Raw genomic sequence first — 21,571 nt, forward strand, 5'->3', positions numbered from 1 at the left:
GGGCTTGTTGCCATAGAATATCGGGCGGCGCCAGTGCGAACTGGGCCGCCCGATTTTTTTGTCACGCGTCGGACTCGGGCAGCGCCAGCGGCCAGCCGCCGAGGCGCTTCCAGCGGTTGACCAGCTCACAGAACAGCAGGGCGGTTTGCTCGGTGTCGTACAGCGCCGAGTGCGCCTGGCTGCTGTCGAAAGGCATGCCGGCGGCGATGCAGGCTTTGGCCAATACCGTCTGGCCCAGCACCAGCCCGCTGAGCGCGGCGGTGTCGAAGGTGGCGAACGGATGGAACGGATTGCGCTTCAGGCCGGCGCGTTCGGCGGCGGCCATCAGGAAGCTGTGATCGAAGTTGGCGTTGTGCGCCACGATGATCGCCCGGTTGCAGCCGCGATCCTTGATGCCTTTGCGCACCGCTTTGAAAATGGCGTGCAGCGCATCGTATTCGCTGACCGCGCCGCGCAGCGGGTTGTGCGGGTCAATGCCGTTGAACGCCAGCGCTTCCGGCTGCAGGTTGGCGCCTTCAAAAGGCTCGACGTGGAAGTGCAGGGTCTCGTCCTGCTGCAGCCAGCCGTCCTCATCCATCTTCAGCGTGACCGCGGCAATCTCCAGCAACGCGTCGGTTTTGGCATTAAAACCGGCGGTTTCAATATCTATAACTACGGGATAAAACCCACGAAAACGACCACTCAGGGCGTTAAGATCACTTTTTTCGGCCATCAGTTTCTTATCTTCATCGAATGCAGCGCGCATTATGGCAAATTTTACGCCCGGTTGCAGGCGCTTATCACGCGGATAAAAAGAAGGGCGCCGCTGCGCCCTGGATAAGCTTTATTTGCCGAGGCCCTGGCCGGCGTGCTTGTTCTCGATCAGTTCGATCTTGTAACCGTCCGGATCTTCGACGAAGGCGATCACCGTGGTGCCGCCTTTTACCGGGCCGGCTTCGCGGGTCACCTTGCCGCCGGCGCCGCGAATGCTGTCGCAGGTGGCCGCCACGTCGTCGACGCCCAGCGCCAGGTGGCCAAACGCGGTGCCCATTTCGTAGCTGTCGGTGCCCCAGTTGTAGGTCAGTTCAATCACCGCGCCTTCGCTTTCGTCGCTGTAGCCGACAAACGCCAGCGAGTACTTGTATTCCGGGTTTTCGCTGGTGCGCAGCAGGCGCATGCCTAATACCTTGGTGTAGAAGTCGATGGAGCGTTGCAGATCACCGACGCGGATCATGGTATGGAGTAAGCGCATAATTCCTCTGATTGGCTGTGCCGTGGCGTACGGCGATGGAAAAGAATGAAGCTGAATTCAGTATAGCCTTGTCACGCAAGGGATTTCAACGCGGCGAATGGGTGACGCCGTCACATTTGCCGGCCGATAAAAAAGCGGCCATCGCAACATCATGGCCGCCGGGCGGGGTAAGGTTAACTAGTCGGCCAGAAACGGATAATCGGTATAACCCGCGGCGCCGCCGCCGTAGAAGGTTTCCGGCTGCGGCTCGTTCAGCGCGGCGTTCTGCTGCAGGCGCTCCACCAGATCCGGGTTGGCGATGTAGCTGCGGCCAAAGGCCACGGCGTCGATATAGCCTTTGTTGATCAACTCTTCGGCTTTTTCGGCGGTATAGGCGCCGGCGCCGACGATCACCCCTTTAAAGTGGGCGCGCACCGAGTCGCGGAAAGCCTCGGAGTAAGGTTTGCCGCCGGCCCAGTCCGGTTCGGAGATGTGCAGGAAGGCGATATTGCGTTTGTTCAGCTCTTCCACCAGGTACAGCGCGGCTTCTTCCTGATCTTCGCCGTTGTCCAGGCCGTTGAACGGACCCAGCGGTGAAATGCGGATGCCGACATGCTCTGAACCCCATTCGGCCACGGCGGCGTCGACCACTTCCAGCGTCAGGCGGGTGCGGTTTTCGATGCTGCCGCCGTACTGGTCGGTACGCTGGTTGGAGGCCGGCGACATGAACTGGTGCAGCAGGTAGCCGTGCGCGGCGTGCAGCTCGATGTAGTCGAAGCCGGCTTCGCGCGCATTGGCGGTCGCCTGGCGGAAATCGTTAACGATGCCCGGGATCTCCGCGGTCTCCAGCGCGCGCGGCGTCGAGGTTGGCACCCGCACCCAGGCGCCGGTTTCGTCGCGCACCGTGGTGCGGGTGTCGGCATTGATCGCGGATGGCGCTACCGGCGCCTGCTGGCCCGGTTGCAGGCTGTCGTGGGAGATGCGCCCCACGTGCCACAGCTGTACGGCGATATGGCCGTTTTTGTCATGCACCGCCTGGGTGATTTTTTTCCACGCGGCGATCTGCTCCGGGGTGTGCAGCCCCGGCGCGCCGGCATAGCCCTTCGCCTGGAAAGAAATCTGCGTGGCTTCGGTAATCAGCAACCCGGCGCTGGCGCGCTGCGCATAGTACTCGCCCATCAGCGGGGTGGGAATATCACCCGGCTCGATGCTGCGCAGGCGCGTCAGCGGGGCCATAAATACGCGGTTGGGCAGGGTAGCGGCGCCAACCTTCAGCGGGGAGAATAATTTTTCAATCTTCATGGTGCATCCTATTTTGAATAGACCGGTCGACTAGTTACGCGGCGACAAAACCCCATCGCCATGGTTTTCTGGGTAAATCAGGGTATTTCGGTTACGGCTGCGGCGGGCGCAACAGCAACTCAATGCTCTCCAACGCGCTGGTCAGCGGGGCGACCGAGCGGCGGATCTTGGCGCGCAGCGAGGCGCCGAGCCACAGTGAATACAGCGTTTCCGCGGTGGCCGCCGGGCTCATGGCGATCGTCAGCGAGCCTTCGCGCATGCCGCGTTCGATCGCGTCCTGCAGATGGCCAATCACCCGCGCGGTACCGGTTTCCAGCGCGTGGCGCATCGGCTCCGACAGGTCGCTCACCTCGGCGGAAAGCTTCACCGCCAGGCAGGCGTTGTGGCATTCGCTGCGGCAATGGTAGCTGATCGCCTGGGCGTAATAGCTCAGCAGCTGGTGGCGCGCATCGCTGTGGCCGTCGGTAAACAGCTTTTGCATCTCGGCGTCGTAATGCATGAAATAGCGCTGCAGCATCGCCTCGCCGAAGGCTTCCTTCGAGCGAAAATAGTGGTAGAACGAGCCCTTGGGCACGCCCGCGGTGGCCAGCAGTTCGCTCAGCCCCATGCCGGTAAAGCCCAGGCGCAGGCTGAGGGTCTCGCCGGTCGCGAGCAGATGTTCACGTGTGTCCACGGTGCAATGCGTTGATTTGGTCATAATGGGGTTGAGCATAATAGACCGATCGGTCTAGGTCAAGGGCAATAAAAAAACCGGCGTCGCGGCGCCGGTGGTCAGAAGGGTATTTTGCCTCAACGGCGCCGCGAAGTTAAGCCCCTATGCGCCGCTGCGGCAGCGCTGCAGGATATCCAACTGCGACTGATATTCGCGGGTTTGCACGTTCAGCATGCCCAGCAGGGTGTGGAACAGATCGTCCTGCGAAACGTCGTCCTTTTCCGCCAGGGCAGTCAGGCATTGGCGATCGATGCCGAAATTGCGCTGGTAGTCGGCCGACATCCACATCAGAAACGGCACGTGGGTTTGCTGGCTCGGCGCGAACAGATAAGGCGTGCCGTGCAGGTACATGCCGTTTTCCCCCAGCGATTCCCCGTGATCGGACAGGTAAACCAGCGCGGTATTGAATTTGTCGCTGTATCGCTGCAGCAGCTTGATGGTGTCGTCCAGCATCGCATCGGTATACAGCAGCGAGTTGTCGTAGGTGTTCACCAGCTGCTCGTGAGTGCAGTCCTGGATCTGATTGCTGTCGCAGGTCGGTGAAAATTTCCGCAATGCCGGCGTGCTGCGGCGGAAGTAAGCCGGCCCGTGGCTGCCCATCTGGTGCAGCACGATCACGCCGTCGCCCTTCAGGCCGTCGATGTAGTCGTTCAGCCGGTACAGCAGCGCATTGTCCAGGCAGACGTCGCCGTCGCAATCCTGCGGCAGTTTCATCTTGGTCATGTCCACATGCGGCACGCGGTCGCAGGCGCCCTTGCAGCCGCCGTCGTTCTCGCGCCACAGCACGTTGACGCCGGCGTGCGCCAGCACGTCGAGCATCCCTTCCTGGTGGGTCGCCAACGTGGCGTCGTAATCTTTGCGCGGCATATTGGAGAACATGCAGGGGACTGAAATCGCCGTCTCGGTGCCGCAGGAACTGGCGTTCTTGAAATACACCACGTTGTCTTGTTTCAGGCGCGGGTTGGTGTCGCGCGCATAGCCGCCCAGCGAGAAGTTCTCGGCGCGGGCGGTTTCGCCCACCACCAGGATCACCAGCGTTTTCTTTTGCTGCCCGGCGATCAACGGGCCTTTATGCGCGTCTTCGCCGATTTTTACCAGCGGCAGGTGGCGGGTGAAATAGCGCTGCTGGGTGAATTTGAGGGTGCCGGACACGAAGTTGGACGGCGTCAGCATTTTCACCACGCTTTTGTTGTTGCGGATCAGCGAAGCGTAATCTTTGTAGAACAGCGCGGCGATAATCAGGATCACCACCAGCGACAGCATCACGTTGGCGGCGCGCAGCCCGAGCATGTACCACCAGGGCCGGGTTTTGCGGATGCGGGTAAAGCAGACCGCCACCGCCGGCACGATGCCGAGCAGCGCCAGCCACAGCCCCATGCGCGGCGTCAGCAGCGCGGTGGCTTCCTGCGGGTTGGTTTCGAAGGCGTTTTGCATCATGTTGCCGTCGATCACCACGCCGTAGCTGTACATGAAGTAGTTGGCCGCCGCGCTGCCGAGCAGGAAGAAAATCATCAGCGGTTTGCGCAGGAAGGGCACGGTCAGCACGCTAAATATGATGTTTAGCGCGCAGAAAATCACCAGCGGCAGGGTGGCGGCGAACATCAGGCTGCGGATGCTATCGAAGCTGATGTACGACCAGGCCTTATGCAGAAACAAGGCGTTCTGGAACAGGGTGAAAAACAGGGCGCTGGCGAGGACAAACCCGAGGCTGTTGCACTGTAAGCGTTGACGTAACCACATTGCCAAATCTGGATCCTGAGAGGAGGTAATGCGCTGAAATCTACAGGATGAAACTTAAGAAAACCTTAGAGAATCAGATTACTGGCGGGGCGCTTGATGTGGGCCAGGCCGGGGCCCGGCCCACATCCTCAATAGGCGGCGGTGAACTGCGCGCGGATAAACTGCGGTTTTTCGATTTCATCGACGATCGCCACCGCCAGATCTTCCACCGAAATGCTGGCCGGCGCCTGGCCGTTCATCAGCAGCTGAGTGGTGCCGAGGCGGAACTGACCGGTGCGCTTGCCCGGCTCCAGCAGCGCCGCGGGGGACAGGTAGGTCCAATCGAGCGATGATTCGTCGCGCAGTTTGTTGCGCAGATCGCGCACCGCCTGCGCGCCCGGACGGATGTTTTCCGGGAACTGCGGGGTATCGACCAGCTCGACGCCGGGCGCCACTTCCAGACTGCCGGCGCCGCCGACCACCAGCAGGCGCTTCACGCCGGCCTTCGCCACCGCGTCGAGGATCTGCTGCGCGCCGCGCCGGGTCTTTTCATACAGATGGTCTTCCGCCCAGCCCGGGTTATAGGCGCTGATCACCGCATCCTGGCCGCTCAGCTGCGCCGTCAGCCACGGGGTGTCGGCCACGTCGCCCAGCGCGACGGTCAGGTTGGCGTGGTCCGGCAGGTCCTTTTTTTGCCGGGCGATGGCCGTGACCTGCAGGCCGCGGGCCAGGGCTTCGTCCACTGCGCGGCGGCCGACAAACCCCGTTGCTCCAATAATGGCTACTTTCATCTGCGTGCTCCTGTCTGAAATGGGTCGGTATGATGGGCAGACCCTGTGGCCTGCTGCTGGGAACTACTCTAGTACTTAACAATAGTCCTGATTAGTGCCATATTCATGCTTTCTTGATTAAGTAAAACTTCATAATCATGGATAAACTCAATCGAATGGCGGTATTCGCCACCGTGGTGGCGGAGGGGACCTTGGCCGGGGCGGCCCGGCGACTGGGCATGACGCCGTCGGCGGTCAGCCAGCATATGCGCTCGCTGGAAAAGGCGCTCGGCGTGCCGCTGCTGCACCGTTCCACCCGGCGGCTGGCGCTGACCGAAGCGGGCGAGGCTTTTTATCCGGGCTGCGAGGCGATGCTGTTTCAGGCGCAGCAGGCCGAACAGCGCCTGGCGGCGCTGCGGGATACGCTGGTGGGCGAGCTGCGCATCGCCGCCGCCGTCGGCATTGGCGGCCGGCCGCTGGCCGAAGCGCTGGCGCCGCTGCTGCAGGCGCATCCCAAGCTGAGGCTGCGGGTGCTGGCGGATGACCGCGTCGTCGATATGATTGAACACCGCGTCGACATTGCGCTGCGGGTCAATCGCCAGCTGGCGGACGCCAGCATGATAGCCCACCCGCTGGCGGAATGGCCGATGGTGCTGTGCGCCGCGCCGCGCTACCTCAGCCAGCACGGGGTGCCGGAAAAACCGCAGGATTTGGCTCAGCATCGCTGGATCTCCAGCGGCTACGGCGGCGCGCATCTGGATTTGCATCACCAGTCCGGCGAGCAGGTGAAGCTGCGCCTGGCGGAAGGCCAGATTGTCAGCGACAGCATGAACGTCATGCGCGCCTTTACCCGCGCCGGATTGGGCATTTCAGTTCAGCCGCTGTATGAAATCGGCGACGAGCTGCAGCGCGGCGAGTTGATCCCGCTGATGCCGGAATGGCGCCCTGCGCCGCTGCGGCTGCACGCTCTGACGCTGGAGCGGGCGATGCCGGAGAAAAATCGCCAGGCGCTGCGCTATTTGCGCGACTATTTTCGCCGCAACGGCGAAAAGTCACTTGCCAGCGGCGCCGATGGCGTCTTCAATTAGCAAGAGAATGCAGGAGGGCCCCGTGGCGCAGCAGCTTGAGTTTTTCGACATCCCCAGCCCGTGCCGCGGCATATGCCAGGCCGATGAGCGCGGTTTCTGCCGCGGCTGCCTGCGCAGCCGCGAGGAGCGCTTTGGCTGGATGCAAATGAGCGACGCGCAAAAGCGCGACGTGCTGCGCCTGTGTCGCCAACGCCTGCTGCGCCTGCAGCGGGCCAATAAACCGCCCGATGAACCGCAGCCGGAACAGCCGTCGCTGTTTTAACCCTTTCCCGATCTGCCGCACGTTCGGGCGGCTTTCCGCTTCCCAGCGCCTTATCCGCTTGTGTATGCTGGCGTTAACTTATGTCATGAGGTTTTCGCAATGGTAGATCGTATTCGACTCGCGCCGCAGGGGCCTGAATTTTCCCGCATGATTTGCGGTTACTGGCGTTTGATGGAGTGGGGCATGACCCCTCAGCAACTGCTGGGGTTTATTGAACAGCATATCGAACTGGGCGTGACCACCGCGGATCATGCGGACATTTACGGCGGCTATGCCTGCGAACAGGCGTTCGGCGAGGCGCTGCGGCTGAAGCCGGCGCTGCGCCAGTCGCTCGAGCTGGTGTCCAAATGCGGCATCGCCACTACCGCCAGGCCGGGCAACCCGATCGGCCATTACATCACCGATCGCGACCATATCGTGCACAGCGCCGAACGCTCGCTGCAGCGCCTGCATACCGATTATCTCGACCTGCTGCTGATCCACCGCCCGGACCCGCTGATGGACGCGGATGAGGTGGCGGAAGCCTTCGTGGCGCTGCACAAGAGCGGCAAGGTGCGCCACTTCGGCGTTTCCAACTTCACTCCGGCGCAGTTCCAGCTGTTGCAGTCGCGCCTGCCGTTCTCGCTGGTGACCAATCAGGTGGAGATTTCGCCGATCCACCAGCCGGCGATCCTCGACGGCACCCTCGATCAGTGCCAGCAGCTGCGCATCAGACCGATGGCCTGGTCCTGCCTGGGCGGCGGGCGCCTGTTCAACGACGCCGAATTCCAGCCCCTGCGCGACGAGCTGCAGGCGGTGGCGCAGGAAATCGGCGCCGAGACCATCGAGCAGGTGGTGTATGCCTGGGTGATGCGTCTGCCGTCCGCGCCGCTGCCGATTATCGGCTCCGGCAAGATAGCGCGCGTACGTTCGGCGCTGAAAGCGCAGCGCCTTGCGCTGAGCCGCCAGCAGTGGTTCCGCATCCGCAAGGCCGCGCTGGGCTACGACGTGCCTTAAATCGGGAAAGGGAAAGCCGGGCAGCGCGGGCCGCCCGGCTTTTTTTTGCCGGTGGATCAGGCCAGCACCACCTGATCGGCATTGAAGTGATCCAACGCAACCCCGACCAGCGTCACCTGACTGGCGCCGAAGGCCAACACCAGATCGTTATCCCGTTGGGAAACGTAGTCGCCGATGTCGCTGCTGGCGCCTTCGGTGCCGATAAACACCAGTTTGTCGCTGGCGCCGAAGTTAACCAGCCGATCGCTGCCAAAATCGCCGCTGAACAGGAAGGTGTTGTTGCCGCCGGCGCTGCTCAGCACGTCGTCGCCGCTGCCGCCGACGAAGGTCAGATTGCCGCCGGCGTGGCCGATGAGCTGGTCATTGCCGTCCTTGCCGAACAGCCAGGCGTCGCCGTCTTTGGCCCGCAGCAGGTCATCGCCCGCGCCGCCGTTGGTGGAGGCGGCGTAGGCCTTCAGGCCGGCGTCCGATTTCAGCCCGGCGTCGGTCACCCGGTGGTCCACCTCTTTGCTGAGCACCAGCCAGGAAGTTTCCTTGCTGCGCAAGGTGCCGATATCGTCCGCCAGGGTGATGCCGCCCTTGGCGTCGCGCAGATAGAGCCGGTCGCCGTCGTAGGCCACTTCGGTGTTTTTCAACGCCTGCCGGGTGTCCAGCACGTTGTCGCCCTTGCCGCCGGAAACGATGTTGTAGCCGCCGCCGTCGCGGAAAATATCATTGCCGTCGCGGCCCTCGAGATAGTCGTTGCCGGTTCCGCCCTTGATCCGATCGTTGCCGTCGCTGCCGATGATAAAGGTCGGGCCGCTGTGCGTTTCGGCATTGCGATTCAGGTCTTCCACCCAGGTATTGCCGCGGGTGACGTCGGACAGGTTGGAAACGACGATGGTCGAGTCTTTCTCGGTCAGCGAATAAAATTCCGAGTTCAGCACCCGCATCAAACCGTCCTGATAAAAAAACGGCAGGTGAGACAGCCAGGTGGGGACGTTCAGGATCGAGAACGGCAGCAGGTTCCAGGCGGCCGAGGCGTAGTGGTCGTTGAAGTTGACGATGTTGTTGGTGGCGGAGTCTTGCGGCGCATCATGCACCCCCAGCGAGGCCGGCGTCAGCGTGGTGCCGTCCAGCGCGCGAAACACCGGATCGTTTTCATAGCCGATATTGATCACCTTGCCGCCGGTTTCATACTGGGTCGGCGAGGCGAAGGCCACATAGCTGGATTGGGAGTAGAAGCCGCCCCAGTTGGCGTCGCTGAGCGCCGCCATGCTGTTGACCGCCAACCCGCCCAGGCTATGGCCGCTGATCAGGACGTCGTCGCCGCCCAGGCCGTTGGCCCGGGCGAACGTCGCCACGTCGCCCAGCAGGTTGCCGAAGGCTTTCAGGGTGTAATTGTCGGCATAGCCGTCTGGGCCGAAGCCCGCCAGCAGGTCATTAATCACATCGCCAATGGTATCGGCGATCAGGGATTCCCGCGGGCCGCTGGTGCCGCGGAAAGAGATGCCAATGGCGGTGAGATTGCCGTCGCCGTCATATTTGCCCAGCACTTCGGCCTGGGCGGTGGTATATCCCAGGGTTTCGCCGTAGTAGGTGCCGCGGGCGTCGGTTTTGCCCCCATAGCCCAGTTGTTCGGCGCCGATCACCGACCAGCCGGCTTTATTCACCGCCGCCAGCGCCGCCTGTTCCGAGTCCGGATTCCAGGGAATGCCGGGCAGGCCGCCCTGTGACTGGGTGCTGCCGATCAGCGCGGTAACCAGCGTCAGCGGCAGGCCCAGGCCGAAACCGGTCTGGTGGTAGCCTTGGTCAAAGCCATTGTCGATATTGTGGTAGGCGTAGGTGGCGATCGCCATGGCGTCGGAAAACAGCGCTTTTGATTCGGCCTCATCGCGATCTTGGTAGTTAAAGATGCCCATATCAGTTCCTTATGAGTATGCCGCCTGGCCGGTATTGTTTTGGAATGGCGCCGGCGGCGAGTGCAGGAGGTACAGAGTGAGCCGAACGACAGCTGGTCGGAGGACCAACATCGGTAAAATTATTATTAGCGTGAAATATTAATAATGCGAATTAAAAGGGGGGATGGGGCGGGTTCAGGGCGGCGACGGCGCACATTCTCCTATACTGAAGGTTCACACGCCCATAAGGAGATTGATTGATGAAACGTTATTGGTATGCGGCGCTCGGCCTGATGGCCTGCGGCGCGGCTCAGGCGGCCCCGGTCGATGTCGAGTTGAACCTGGTCACCGGGCAGGGCATCGGTCAGGATATCGGCAAGGTCAGCATCAGCGAAACGCCGTACGGCTTGCTGTTCACGCCGCAGCTCAAGGCATTGCCGGCCGGGGTGCACGGTTTTCACGTGCACGAGAAAGGCAGCTGCGAGCCGGGCATGAAAGACGGCAAGGCGGTGGCGGCTTTGGCGGCCGGCGGTCACTTCGATCCGCAAAAAACCGGCAAACATCTCGGCCCCTATGCGGATGGCCATCTGGGCGACCTGCCGGCTATCTACGTGACCGACGACGGCACGGCCAGCTACCCGGTGCTGGCGCCGCGGCTGAAAAAAATCAGCGAAATCGAAGGCAAGGCGCTGATGGTGCACGCCGGCGGCGACAATCACTCGGATAGTCCGATGCCGCTGGGCGGCGGGGGCGAGCGTTTCGCCTGCGGCGTGATCAAGTAATCACCGCCCCGCGGCGGCCGGCGCGGGCTGGCCGAACGCCTGCTGCAGCTGTTGCAGCGAACAATAGAGCCGCCAAATCAAACCGGCCAAATCGCGCGCCGCCTGTTCCGGGTGGTGCGCCAGCGAGTTGCTCATGCGCAGCAGCTCCTGCAGCGTGGCGTTCAGCGAGCCGTGCTGCACGCCTTTCTCCGTCATGATGCCGCGCAGGCAGTGTATGCACAGGTCCCGCACCGCCGACAGCGGATCCGAACGGGTCTGCCAGTCGCGCAGTTGCCAGACGATATGGCTGCAGTTGAGCAGCACCACGCCCCAGCGCAGCAGCCAACCGCGCGCTTCCTGATCCTTGCTCTGGTTGAGCTGGCTGATGCGGTGGTAGATCAGCGATTCGAACTGGCTTTCGCTCTGCTGCGGGCGATCGCTCAACTGGTCGATAAAATCGCGCCGCAGCGCGCGGATGATGCGCCGGCTTTTGCGTTTGTCCGAACTGGGGCGCAGGATTTGAAACGCCAGGCCGGCCAACAGCACGCCGACTATCTTGCCGATGTTGTCGTTGATGAACGACTGGTAATCGTAGCTGGGCGGATTGGTGACGGTAAGGAACGAGCCCATGAACACGATCAGCTGCCCCCACAGCGCGGCGTAGGGCGGGTTCTGCAGCTTGAGCATCTGCATGGTGACCAGGATCGGCAGCAGGAAGGCGCAGAATACCCAAAAGTCGTCAATCTGGATCATCAGGCCAAACTTGACCACAAAACAGCCGACGGACAGCAGCAGTATGGCCTTCAGCAGCGTGGCGACGCTGTTGATCGGCGAAGGGGTGGAAGAATAAAGCACGCAGCTGATGGCGGTCAGCGTCAGGGCCGAGCTGCCGGCGTCCCACTGGGTGTTGATCCAGTAAGCGCAGCCGATGATGATGCACAAAAAGGTGCGCAGACCGTTATAGGCGGCTTCGTAGCTGTCGGTATGGCGCGCCAGCGAGGTGACGCGCGGCGGTTGAATATCGCTGATCGGCGTGGCGCTTTCCAGCCGCAGCAGCCAGCGGCTGCTGCGCAAATAGAGCCAACAGAAATGGCGCAGCCGCAGCCAGAAGGCGCGGTGGCGGTAATCGGCGGCATCCTGCGGCGCAATCTGCTGCAGAATGCGCGCCAGCCGGTATTTGTCGGTGGCGGGATCGCGCAGTTCGGCCAGCAGCCGTTCCAGCGCCGGCATCAGATTGGCGGGGCGGTCCGGCCAGTTCAGCAGCATGCGGCGCAGGCTGGAGATAACGCTGGTGATGCGCAGCTGCTGGTGCAGCAGGTAGTTGAGCAGGTTGTTTTGGCGGCGCAGCCGATAGTGGCTCCAGAAGGCCTGGATGCGCAGCAGGTTCAGGGTCAGGATCTGGCCGATGACCCCTTCGTGAGAGATGCGTATCTGCGCCGTCACCTCCGGCTGCCACAGCATGGCGGCGTGCTCCAGCAGCCGCAGCTGCATGCGGCGCAGCGAGGTCAGCAGGGTTTCGCCGTCGGAGGTGCTGGGCAGGATCATCATCATCAGGCCGCCGCACAAAATGCCGGTGATGACCTCGCATACCCGCGCCTGCGCGATATCGAAAATCTGTTGGGTATCGGTGACGTTGACCGTGGCGAAGGCGATGATGGCGGCGGTATAGCCCGCCAGCGCGAAGGCGTAGGAGACGTTGTTCTGATAATGGTTGGAGACGTAGGTGCACAGCCCGATCCAGGCGGCGATAAACAGCGTGAACAGCCAGGGATCGTTCAGGCAATGGCCGGCGATCGCCACCGACGCGGCGGCGCCCAGCAGGCTGCCGATGATGCGGCCGATGCTTTTGCTGATCACCCCGCCGACGGTGGGGAAGCTGACCACCGCCGCCGAGGTCAGCGCCCAGTAAGGTTCGTCGAGGTTGAGCACGAAGGCAATCCACAGCGCCAGGCACATCGCCAGCGAATTGCGCAGCGCATAACGCCATTGGCCGCCGGTCGCTTTGCCCCAGGGGGTTCGGCTCCACTCAAGAAAAGGCAGGTTCACACTTTAGCCTTGCTGATGAATCGAAATGGTGCAGGTGGTGCCCGCCACCAGCGGCAAGTCGGCGGGGACGTTGAGCAATTTTATCCTCACCGGCACTCGCTGGGCCAGACGGACCCAGGGCACGTTGGGTTTGACGTCCATTAATAGATCGCCATTGCTTTCGGCGCTCTGATCGTAAATGGCGCGGCCAATGCTCTCCACCTGACCCTGCAGCGGAATGTTGCCGTTATATAAAACGATGTCCGCCTTATTGCCCTCTTTTATATGCTTCAGCTTGGTCTCTTCAAAATAGCCGAGCACATAAAAAGAATGAACGTCCACCAGCGCCACCAGCGGGGTGCCCGCGGTGGCATAGTTTCCTGCCCGCGCCTGTAAATTGGTGATGTAGCCGTCCGTCGGGGCGTAAATTCGGGTTTTGCTTAAATTCCATTTAGCCTGTTCCAGCGTCGCCTGCGCGGCTTTATAGGCGGCTTTCATTGCCTGCGCGGTTAAATTCGCCTCGTCCATATCCTCCGCGGAAATAACGCTGCGCGGCAGCCCGCGGCGGCGCGCGGCTTCGTGGTCCGCCTTGGCCATGTCGGAGCGCGCTTTTGCCAACGCCGCCTCGGCATTGTCGAGCGCGATTTGATAAGGCACCGGGTCGAGGGTAAAAATCAGACTTCCCGCAGGTACGAATTGATTGTCATGAACGCCTATTTTCTCTAATCTTCCAGAAACTTCGGGCGTGATATTGACCAGTTCGGCGCGCACCTTTCCGTCGCGGGTCCAGGGGGATTGCATATAATAATTCCACAGCCACCAACCGGCGCAAACGGCCGCGGCGCAAACGATCACCGTCGAAAAATATTTCAATGTTTTACGCTTCATGGGTTACCAACTCGCTAAAATCCATAAGGAACCGCTGAGGGTCAGAACAAAAATAGACAAATCCATCAGCATCGGATGCCAGATCTCGCCGGAATAAATCCAGTCTCGTAACAGGTGATGTATCAGCAACCATAAAACCAGCCCCAGCAAAAAAGCTTTAAATATCGGTGGAAAATAAAGCGATGCGCCCAACACCAAATCGGGCAGGGGAGACGAAGCCTGTAGCCATGATGTATTCACATTAACAATCCCTAAGGGTGAATATGTTGAATATTTGCATAACGATTAAACAATAACTGACAAAAATAGTGGTTATTTCCACAATATACATTATATACATTTGTGTTTTTAATGTGAGTTACCCAAAATAGACTAAACTCTGGGAGGTAATGTTAGCATGCTAATTATAAGGAGGGGTAAGTGGAGTCAACATTAGGTTCAGATTTAGCACGATTGGTTCGTGTTTGGCGCGCGCTCATCGATCATCGGCTCAAGCCGCTGGCGCTGACCCAAACGCATTGGGTCACCTTGCACAATATCAATCGCTTACCGCCGGAGCAGTCGCAGATCCAGCTGGCGAAAGCGATCGGCATTGAGCAGCCGTCACTGGTCCGCACGCTGGACCAACTGGAGGAGAAGGGGCTGATTACTCGCCACACCTGTGCCAATGACCGCCGAGCGAAGCGCATCAAGCTGACCGAAGCGGCCGATCCGATCATCAGGGAAGTGGACAGCGTCATCACCTCGACGCGCAGCGAAATCTTGAGCGGCATTACCGCCGATGAAGTGCAACTGTTGGTAGGTCTGATTGGCAAGCTGGAACAGAACATCACCGAACTGCAGAACAAACAATAATATTCTTTTCTTTTACGATTACATTTCACAGCATCAGAAATAAAAAAACCGGAGGCCATCGCCTCCGGTTTTACTTCGTTCGGCCGGCTTACAGCGGCGAAACGGTGATGGTATCGCCCATCTGCGCCATACGCACGCGCTGCCCCGGGCTGAACTTGGTCGCCCCGGCCTTCTGAACCACCACGACGTTGTCTTTCTGATCGGTTTTGATCTCCAGCTCAACGCCGTCGGTACGGCCGGCGGCCGCGCCAATCTGGTCGCCCGCTACGCCGCCGGCCACTGCGCCTGCGGCGGTCGCCAGGCTGCGGCCGGTGCCGCCGCCGATGGTATTGCCGAGGAAGCCGCCGAGTACGGCACCGCCGATGGTGCCAATCATGTTGGAGCCGCCTTCGCCCTGGATCTTGACCGGACGCACAGAAACCAGCGTGCCGTAACGTACGGTCTGCACCTGTTTGGCCTGTGAGGCGCTGTAAACGTCGCCGGACATGGAATCATTGGAACACCCCGCCAGGGTAACGGCGGCGATGGCAACGACGAGAAGACGCTTGATCATATAAAACTCCTGATTGTGGTAGTCCATAACCTGGGGAACCTTTCCAGGCCAGATTCAGTGAAAATAATAGACAAAGTATGGTTTAAAGCCACGAATATCACCATTTTCCATACCTATCGCTGCATGCAGCTTAACTTTCCTCTGTTCAACCAATAATAAACCGCTGTTTAGCTTTATGACAGTATCGCCGCGCTTTCCGTTTCGGGTTGAGGCGCGGTTTAACGCCGATTATCCCCGTCGCCGAACCCCGGCAAACGGGCGCCGCGCTCACAACGCTGAAAAAAGGCATCATAATTCATGGCGTTAATCTTTTAATTCTGGTTTATTTGTCAGGTTAAATGTTTGCTTCCCCGTGCGGGTTAAAGGATGTTGCTATGAAGTCAGGCCGCTATATAGGTGTTATGTCTGGCACCAGTCTGGATGGCGTCGACGTGGTGTTGGCCGCGATCGACGAACGTATGGTGGCGCAACAGGCCAGCTACAGCCACCCGATGCCGATCCAGCTGAAGAAGGATATTTTGGCCATGTGCCAGGGGCAGCAAACCACGCTGGCCGCGGTTGGCCGGCTGGATGCGCAGCTGGGCACGCTGTTTGGCGAAGCGGTGCTCGGCCTGCTGAAGCAGACCGGCATTCCGCCGCAGCACGTTACCGCCATCGGCTGCCACGGCCAGACGGTATGGCACGAACCCGAGGGCGATGCGCGCTTCTCGATGCAGCTGGGCGATAACAACCGCATCGCCGCGCTGACGGACATCACCACCGTCGGCGATTTCCGCCGGCGCGATATGGCCTACGGCGGCCAGGGCGCCCCCCTGGTGCCGGCGTTCCATCAGGCGCTGCTGGCGCATCCGACCGAGCGCCGCATGGTGCTGAACATCGGCGGCATCGCCAACCTTTCCCTGCTGCTGCCCGGCACGCCGGTGCGCGGCTTCGACACCGGCCCGGGCAATATGCTGATGGACGCCTGGGTTTGGCGTCATCTTTCCCAGCCTTACGACAAGGACGGTGCCTGGGCGATGCAGGGGCGCGTTTGCCTGCCGCTGTTGCAGCAGATGCTGGCGGATCCGTATTTTGCGCTGCCGGCGCCGAAGAGCACCGGCCGCGAGTATTTCAACGCCGCCTGGCTGGAACGACAGCTGGCCGGCTTGCCGGCGGTCAGCCCGCTCGACGTGCAGACGACCCTGACGGAGCTGACGGCCGTCACCATTTGCGAACAGGTGCAGTTGGCCGGCGGCTGCGAGCGGCTGCTGGTGTGCGGCGGCGGGGCGCGCAACGGCCTGCTGATGGCGCGCATGGCGGCGATGCTGCCGGGCACCGAGGTGGGGCTGACCGACGATTTCGGCGTCAGCGGCGACGACATGGAGGCGCTGGCCTTCGCCTGGCTGGCGTTCCGCACGCTGTCCGGCCAGCCCGGCAACCTGCCGTCGGTGACCGGCGCCAGCCGCGAAACCCTGCTGGGTGGGATTTATCCGGTTTTGCCTTTGGCCCCTCGTCAGCTCTGTTAGGATAGAAATGGATTGATTTCCCTAAGGAGCAACAAGATGAAAAAGGTCATTCTTGCCGCAGGCGCGCTGGCGCTGTCCGGCTGCAGCTACTTCCTGCCGCAAAGCAGCCAGACGTTGCATTATCAGTGCGGCACCACGCCGCTGACGGTGTCGCTGGACGGCAAGGCGAGCGAGGTCAGCTTCTTGATGGACGGCGAGCAGCTGCATTTGAAGCAGGTGCTGGCGATGACCGGCGCCAAGTACAGCGACGGCAAGTACACTTTCTGGTCCAAGGGTCAAAATGCCTACGTCGAGCGTAACGACAGGGTGATTATGAGCGACTGCGTGCAGGCCAACTGATCGGCCGGGGCGGCGTCAGGACGATTGAGATCCTGATGCCGCAGGCGCAGAATGTAACGACAGATTTTTCGGTTGGTTGATAAACCAGATGATTGAAAAGAACGAGTTTGATGTTGCGGACCTGCGCCGTGAATACACCCGGGGCGGCCTGCGCCGCAACGATCTGACCGCCAATCCGCTCGAGCTGTTTGAACGCTGGCTGAAACAGGCCTGCGCTGCTCGCCTGGCCGATCCTACCGCGATGTGCGTGGCGACGGTCGACGAAAACGGCCAGCCTTATCAGCGCATCGTGCTGCTGAAGCACGTCGATGACAAAGGGCTGGTGTTCTACACCAACCTCGGCAGCCGCAAGGCGCAGCAGCTGGCGCAGAACCCGCATATCAGCCTGCTGTTCCCCTGGCACATGCTTGACCGTCAGGTTATCTTCCTGGGCAAGGCCGAGCGCCTGTCGACGCTGGAGGTGCTGAAGTACTTCCACAGCCGGCCGAAGGACAGCCAGATCGGCGCCTGGGTTTCCCAGCAGTCCTCGCGCATTTCCGCGCGCGGCGTGCTGGAGAGCAAATTTCTCGAGCTGAAGCAAAAATTCCAACAGGGCGAGGTACCGCTGCCGAGTTTCTGGGGCGGATTCCGCGTTGATTTCGACTCCGTCGAGTTCTGGCAGGGCGGCGCCAACCGCCTGCATGACCGTTTCCTGTATCAGCGGGACGGGAATGACTGGAAAATTGACCGACTGGCACCCTGAAATCGGAAAATCCCCTCTAAGCGCTGGCACTGACGTCGCCGGCGCTTTATTCTATGCGCTACCCTGAATTTTTGTATTTCGCCACTGGGCGAAAGGCCGTGTACCGGCAAAGGTGCATTCGTTTATACATGGAGTCTTTGATGGCAAGCAGCAACTTGATTAAACAACTGCAAGAGCGGGGCCTCGTTGCCCAGGTTACGGATGAGGAAGCGTTAGCAGAGCGACTGGCGCAAGGGCCAATTGCACTGTATTGCGGTTTCGATCCGACCGCCGACAGCTTGCATTTGGGCCATCTGGTTCCTCTGTTGTGCCTGAAGCGCTTCCAGCTGGCCGGCCATCAGCCGGTCGCGCTGGTGGGCGGCGCCACCGGTCTGATCGGCGATCCGAGCTTCAAGGCGGCCGAGCGCAAGCTGAACACCGCCGATACGGTGAATGAGTGGGTGGAGAAAATCCGCAAGCAGGTTTCTCCGTTCCTCGATTTCGACTGCGGCAGCAACAGCGCCATCGCCGCCAACAACTATGACTGGTTCGGCGGCATGAACGTGCTGACCTTCCTGCGCGATATCGGCAAGCACTTCTCCGTCAACCAGATGATCAACAAGGAAGCGGTCAAGCAGCGTCTGAACCGCGACGACTCCGGCATCTCTTTCACCGAGTTCTCCTACAACCTGCTGCAGGGCTTCGACTTCTCCGAGCTGTACAACCGCCATCAGGTTGAGCTGCAGATCGGCGGTTCCGATCAGTGGGGCAACATCACCTCCGGCATCGACCTGACCCGCCGCATGCACCAGAAGCAGGTGTTCGGCCTGACCGTGCCGCTGATCACCAAAGCGGACGGCACCAAGTTCGGCAAGACCGAAGGCGGCGCAGTCTGGCTGGCGCCGGAAAAAACCAGCCCGTACAAGTTCTACCAGTTCTGGATCAACACCGCCGACGCCGACGTTTACCGTTTCCTGAAGTTCTTCACCTTCATGAGCCTGGAAGACATCAACGCGCTGGAAGAAGAAGACAAGAACAGCGGCAAGGCGCCGCGCGCCCAGTACGTGCTGGCGGAAGAAGTGACCGGCATGGTGCATGGCGCGGAAGGCCTGGCTGCGGCCAAGCGCATCACCCAGAGCCTGTTCTCCGGCGCGCTGCACGAGATGACCGAGGCCGACTTCGCCCAGCTGGCGCAGGACGGCATGCCGACCATCAGGCTGGATGGCGACGCCGACCTGCAGCAGGCGCTGGTGAACGCCGAGCTGGTGCCGTCGCGCGGCCAGGCGCGCACCATGATCGGCTCCAACGCGGTCACCGTCAACGGCGAGAAGCAATCCAACGCGGAATACGCTTTCAGCGAAGCGGATCGCCTGTTCGGCCGCTACACGCTGCTGCGCCGCGGCAAGAAGCATTACTGCCTGGTGGACTGGAAATAATACGCTAACGACGAGAAGGGGCCCCGGTGGCCCCTTTATTTTTTGGGTATGCAGGGTAATATGAAAAATATTCTTTCTATTCAGTCGCATGTGGTGTTTGGGCATGCCGGCAACAGCGCGGCGGAGTTCCCAATGCGCCGCATGGGCGTTAACGTCTGGCCGTTGAACACCGTGCAGTTTTCCAATCATACCCAGTACGGCAAATGGACCGGCTGCGTGATGCCGGCCAGCCACCTGAGCGAGATCGCGCAGGGGATCGCGGATATTGATCAATTGAAACGCTGCGACGCGGTGCTGAGCGGCTATATCGGCTCGCCGGAGCAGGGCGGCCATATTTTGGAGATCGTGCGGCAGGTCAAGCTGGCCAATCCGAACGCCTGGTATTTCTGCGATCCGGTGATGGGCCATCCGGAAAAGGGCTGCATCGTGGCGCCGGGCGTGGCTGAATTTCATTGCCGGCAGGCGTTGCCGTGCAGCGACATGATTGCGCCAAACCTGCTGGAGCTGGAATTGCTGAGCGGGCGCGACGTCGCCGATGTCGCTCAGGCGGTGAGTGCGGCGCGCGAGCTGATCGCCAAAGGGCCGAAAGTGGTGTTGGTCAAACATCTGAGCCGCGCCGGTTATCATCCGGATTGCTTCGAAATGCTGCTGGTGACCGCGGACGAGGCCTGGCACATCAGCCGCCCGCTGGTGGACTTCGGCGCACGCCAGCCGGTGGGCGTGGGTGACCTGACCAGCGGCCTGCTGTTGGTTAACCTGCTGCAAGGCGAGGCGCTGGATAAAGCGCTGGAACACGTCACCGCCGCGGTCTATGAAGTGATGCTGACTACCCAGGAAATGGGCGAATATGAACTGCAGGTGGTGGCGGCGCAGGATCGCATCGTGCATCCCCGCAGCGCATTCAGCGCGGTAAAACTGTAACGCCGTATGCCGCCCCGGCGCAAAACGCCGGGGCGCGCGATTATTTCAGTCCTTCGGCGCTCAGCGCCGCTTCCACCGCCGGGCGCGCCGCGACGCTGTCGAACCAGGCCGCCAGATGGGCATGCTGTCGGATATCAAACTGCAGGGCGATCGCCCAGCGCAGCACGGTAAACAGATAGGCGTCCGCTACGCTGAAACGGCTCCCCAACAGAAAGTGCTGCCTGGCCAACACCGAATCCAGGTAGCTGAACTGCTGCTCAAGCCTGGCGCGCGCGATGGCCTTGTACTCATCCGGCGTTTTGGGGTTGAACAGCGGGCTGAATCCCTTGTGCAACTCGGTGGCGATGTAGTTCAGCCATTCGATCGCATGGTAGCGCGACAGGGTGCCGGCCGCCGGGATCAGGTTGCGATCCGGCACGCGGTCGGCCAGGTATTGCACAATAGCCACGCCTTCGGTCAGCAGGCTGCCGTCATCAAGCACCAGCGCAGGCACCTGTCCTTTGGGGTTGATGCTCAGGTAATCCGCACCGCTTTCGGTTTTCTTTTGCGCCAAATCGACCTTTTCCGCCGTAAAATCCAGGCCGGCCTCGCGCAGCACGATGTGCGGGGAGAGCGAACAGGCGCCGGCTTTATAGAACAGTTTCATCGGAAGCTCCTTGATAGTGATGATTGACAGGCATGCTTAACCTCTCATCCTAGTTCCATAACGTTAAAATTACAGCGGATTAGCTAACAAATTTAGCCGATCAGCGCCTCTTCCGGCTGCAACTGCGCCAGGGTGGCGGCGATCTGCTGTTGCAGCGCCTGCGGGGCGACCTGCATCGGCGAGCGCAGCTCGTTGCGGATCAGCCCCTGCTGCGCCAACGCCGCCTTGACCGGCGCCGGGTTAGGGAAGCTGAACATCTGGTGGATCATCGGCAGCAGCGCATAAAAGTTGCTGCGCGCCGCCGCCAGATCGCCACTGGCCACCTGCTGCACCAGCTGGACGAAACGCTCGGGGTGCAGGTGCGCAGAGGCGGAGATGGCACCGGTGCCGCCCAGGCACAGGGTGGTGAGGATCAGGTTGTCTTCACCGGTCAGCACGTCGATTTCGCCGTCGGCGATCAAGGCCATGGTGGCGTCCGGGTTGCCGCCGCAGTCTTTAACGGCGACGATGCGCGGGTGACGGGCCAGCTGGCGCAGGGTCGCCAGCTCCAGCGCGATGCCGGTGCGCTGCGGAATGTTGTACAGGATCACCGGCACGCTGGCGGCGTCGGCCAACTGGGTGAAATAGTCCACCAGGCCGCACTGCGACGGGCGAATGTAATAGGGGGCCGGGATCAGCACCCCGGCGATGTCGCGCAGCTGAATGGCCTGCTGCATCTGCAGGGTGGCGGCCATGTTGTTGCCGGACAGCCCCATCACCACCTGGTGCGCAGGCGCCACCTCCAGCACCGCATCGAGCACCGCCAGCTGCTCTTCCTTGCTTAACGCGGCGGCCTCGCCGGTAGAGCCGCAGACCACCAGCCCGGAGACGCCGGAGGCCAGCAGGTGCTGCGCCAGCCGTTTGGCCGCCGGCAGGTCGACGGCGTCGTTATTGAAGGGAGTCACCAGCGCAACCCAAATACCGGAAAATGAGGCCATATAAT

Annotated in this window: 23 protein-coding genes; 10 read left to right on the forward strand and 13 right to left on the reverse strand. The window is 61.2% G+C overall.

The features are described 5' to 3' along the window. Positions 1 to 61: 61 nt before the first annotated feature. From rnt to CKW09_RS11330, 6 genes are all read right to left on the reverse strand, one after another. The gene (rnt, locus tag CKW09_RS11305) at positions 62 to 745 is read right to left on the reverse strand and encodes a ribonuclease T (protein WP_061795548.1); all 684 of its coding nucleotides are present in this window, start codon (positions 743 to 745) and stop codon (positions 62 to 64) included. Between the two features lie 78 nt (positions 746 to 823). Continuing rightward, the gene (gene gloA / locus CKW09_RS11310) at positions 824 to 1,231 is read right to left on the reverse strand and encodes a lactoylglutathione lyase (RefSeq protein WP_061795549.1); all 408 of its coding nucleotides are present in this window, start codon (positions 1,229 to 1,231) and stop codon (positions 824 to 826) included. Positions 1,232 to 1,408: 177 nt separating this feature from the next. Then, a complete protein-coding gene (nemA, locus tag CKW09_RS11315) occupies positions 1,409 to 2,512 on the reverse strand; it encodes an alkene reductase (RefSeq protein WP_061795550.1) in 1,104 nt (367 codons plus the stop codon). Between the two features lie 91 nt (positions 2,513 to 2,603). Beyond that, a complete protein-coding gene (locus CKW09_RS11320) occupies positions 2,604 to 3,224 on the reverse strand; it encodes a TetR/AcrR family transcriptional regulator (RefSeq protein ID WP_061795551.1) in 621 nt (206 codons plus the stop codon). A 102-nt stretch (positions 3,225 to 3,326) separates the two neighbouring features. Then, entirely contained in the window at positions 3,327 to 4,964 is a 1,638-nt protein-coding gene (gene eptA / locus CKW09_RS11325) for a phosphoethanolamine transferase EptA (RefSeq protein WP_095097289.1), read from the reverse strand. Between the two features lie 128 nt (positions 4,965 to 5,092). Further along, positions 5,093 to 5,734, reverse strand: a complete 642-nt coding sequence (locus CKW09_RS11330) for an NAD(P)-dependent oxidoreductase (RefSeq protein WP_061795553.1) — start codon at positions 5,732 to 5,734, stop codon at positions 5,093 to 5,095. 137 nt (positions 5,735 to 5,871) lie between these two features. Between CKW09_RS11330 and CKW09_RS11335 the strand changes: the two genes are divergently transcribed. The 3 genes from CKW09_RS11335 to CKW09_RS11345 all read left to right on the forward strand — a co-directional run bounded on the left by CKW09_RS11335 (position 5,872) and on the right by CKW09_RS11345 (position 8,059). Beyond that, the gene (locus CKW09_RS11335; RefSeq protein WP_061795554.1) at positions 5,872 to 6,801 is read left to right on the forward strand and encodes a LysR substrate-binding domain-containing protein; all 930 of its coding nucleotides are present in this window, start codon (positions 5,872 to 5,874) and stop codon (positions 6,799 to 6,801) included. Between the two features lie 22 nt (positions 6,802 to 6,823). After that, a complete protein-coding gene (locus tag CKW09_RS11340; protein ID WP_061795678.1) occupies positions 6,824 to 7,063 on the forward strand; it encodes a DUF1289 domain-containing protein in 240 nt (79 codons plus the stop codon). A gap of 99 nt (positions 7,064 to 7,162) precedes the next feature. Further along, positions 7,163 to 8,059 (forward strand): aldo/keto reductase, encoded by an 897-nt coding sequence (locus CKW09_RS11345; RefSeq protein WP_095097292.1) that lies wholly within the window; start codon positions 7,163 to 7,165, stop codon positions 8,057 to 8,059. A 56-nt stretch (positions 8,060 to 8,115) separates the two neighbouring features. Here CKW09_RS11345 and CKW09_RS11350 read toward each other — a convergent pair whose 3' ends face one another. Next, positions 8,116 to 9,960, reverse strand: coding sequence for a polyurethane esterase (locus tag CKW09_RS11350; protein WP_095097295.1), 1,845 nt, complete (start codon positions 9,958 to 9,960; stop codon positions 8,116 to 8,118). Positions 9,961 to 10,199: 239 nt separating this feature from the next. Here CKW09_RS11350 and sodC point away from each other — a divergent pair, with 239 nt between their 5' ends. Then, positions 10,200 to 10,721: a superoxide dismutase family protein gene (gene sodC / locus CKW09_RS11355; protein WP_061795557.1), complete on the forward strand. Its 522-nt coding sequence runs from the start codon at positions 10,200 to 10,202 to the stop codon at positions 10,719 to 10,721. Here sodC and CKW09_RS11360 read toward each other — a convergent pair whose 3' ends face one another. From CKW09_RS11360 to CKW09_RS11370, 3 genes are read right to left on the reverse strand one after another with little or no spacing between them, the layout of a single operon-like run. Next, on the reverse strand, positions 10,722 to 12,746 hold the full coding sequence (locus tag CKW09_RS11360) for an FUSC family protein (RefSeq protein WP_095097298.1): 2,025 nt from the start codon (positions 12,744 to 12,746) through the stop codon (positions 10,722 to 10,724). 3 nt (positions 12,747 to 12,749) lie between these two features. Continuing rightward, positions 12,750 to 13,613 carry an efflux RND transporter periplasmic adaptor subunit gene (locus tag CKW09_RS11365; protein ID WP_061795559.1) on the reverse strand — a complete coding sequence of 288 codons (864 nt, stop codon included), beginning with the start codon at positions 13,611 to 13,613 and terminating at the stop codon, positions 12,750 to 12,752. A gap of 3 nt (positions 13,614 to 13,616) precedes the next feature. Beyond that, positions 13,617 to 13,853, reverse strand: a complete 237-nt coding sequence (locus CKW09_RS11370) for a DUF1656 domain-containing protein (protein ID WP_174524336.1) — start codon at positions 13,851 to 13,853, stop codon at positions 13,617 to 13,619. Between the two features lie 180 nt (positions 13,854 to 14,033). Between CKW09_RS11370 and slyA the strand changes: the two genes are divergently transcribed. Continuing rightward, positions 14,034 to 14,468, forward strand: coding sequence for a transcriptional regulator SlyA (gene slyA / locus CKW09_RS11375; protein ID WP_061795560.1), 435 nt, complete (start codon positions 14,034 to 14,036; stop codon positions 14,466 to 14,468). An 88-nt stretch (positions 14,469 to 14,556) separates the two neighbouring features. Here slyA and CKW09_RS11380 read toward each other — a convergent pair whose 3' ends face one another. After that, entirely contained in the window at positions 14,557 to 15,021 is a 465-nt protein-coding gene (locus CKW09_RS11380) for an outer membrane lipoprotein (protein WP_061795679.1), read from the reverse strand. Positions 15,022 to 15,395: 374 nt separating this feature from the next. Here CKW09_RS11380 and anmK point away from each other — a divergent pair, with 374 nt between their 5' ends. The 5 genes from anmK (at position 15,396) to pdxY (ending at position 19,943) form a co-directional block, all read left to right on the forward strand. Beyond that, entirely contained in the window at positions 15,396 to 16,526 is a 1,131-nt protein-coding gene (gene anmK / locus CKW09_RS11385) for an anhydro-N-acetylmuramic acid kinase (RefSeq protein WP_061795561.1), read from the forward strand. A 36-nt stretch (positions 16,527 to 16,562) separates the two neighbouring features. After that, entirely contained in the window at positions 16,563 to 16,865 is a 303-nt protein-coding gene (locus CKW09_RS11390) for an MliC family protein (protein WP_061795562.1), read from the forward strand. An 88-nt stretch (positions 16,866 to 16,953) separates the two neighbouring features. Continuing rightward, complete coding sequence (gene pdxH, locus CKW09_RS11395; RefSeq protein WP_061795563.1) at positions 16,954 to 17,607, forward strand: pyridoxamine 5'-phosphate oxidase; 654 nt, start codon at positions 16,954 to 16,956, stop codon at positions 17,605 to 17,607. Between the two features lie 140 nt (positions 17,608 to 17,747). Continuing rightward, a complete protein-coding gene (gene tyrS, locus CKW09_RS11400; protein WP_061795564.1) occupies positions 17,748 to 19,022 on the forward strand; it encodes a tyrosine--tRNA ligase in 1,275 nt (424 codons plus the stop codon). 60 nt (positions 19,023 to 19,082) lie between these two features. Continuing rightward, complete coding sequence (pdxY, locus tag CKW09_RS11405; RefSeq protein WP_061795680.1) at positions 19,083 to 19,943, forward strand: pyridoxal kinase PdxY; 861 nt, start codon at positions 19,083 to 19,085, stop codon at positions 19,941 to 19,943. 40 nt (positions 19,944 to 19,983) lie between these two features. On the opposite strand, the gene gstA is transcribed toward pdxY, so the two are convergent. After that, complete coding sequence (gstA, locus tag CKW09_RS11410; RefSeq protein ID WP_095097301.1) at positions 19,984 to 20,589, reverse strand: glutathione transferase GstA; 606 nt, start codon at positions 20,587 to 20,589, stop codon at positions 19,984 to 19,986. 92 nt (positions 20,590 to 20,681) lie between these two features. After that, positions 20,682 to 21,566 carry a 4-hydroxy-tetrahydrodipicolinate synthase gene (dapA, locus tag CKW09_RS11415; protein ID WP_095097304.1) on the reverse strand — a complete coding sequence of 295 codons (885 nt, stop codon included), beginning with the start codon at positions 21,564 to 21,566 and terminating at the stop codon, positions 20,682 to 20,684. Positions 21,567 to 21,571: the final 5 nt, after the last annotated feature.

It is taken from the genome of Serratia ficaria (genome assembly GCF_900187015.1).
GTDB classification, from domain to species: Bacteria; Pseudomonadota; Gammaproteobacteria; order Enterobacterales; family Enterobacteriaceae; genus Serratia; species Serratia ficaria.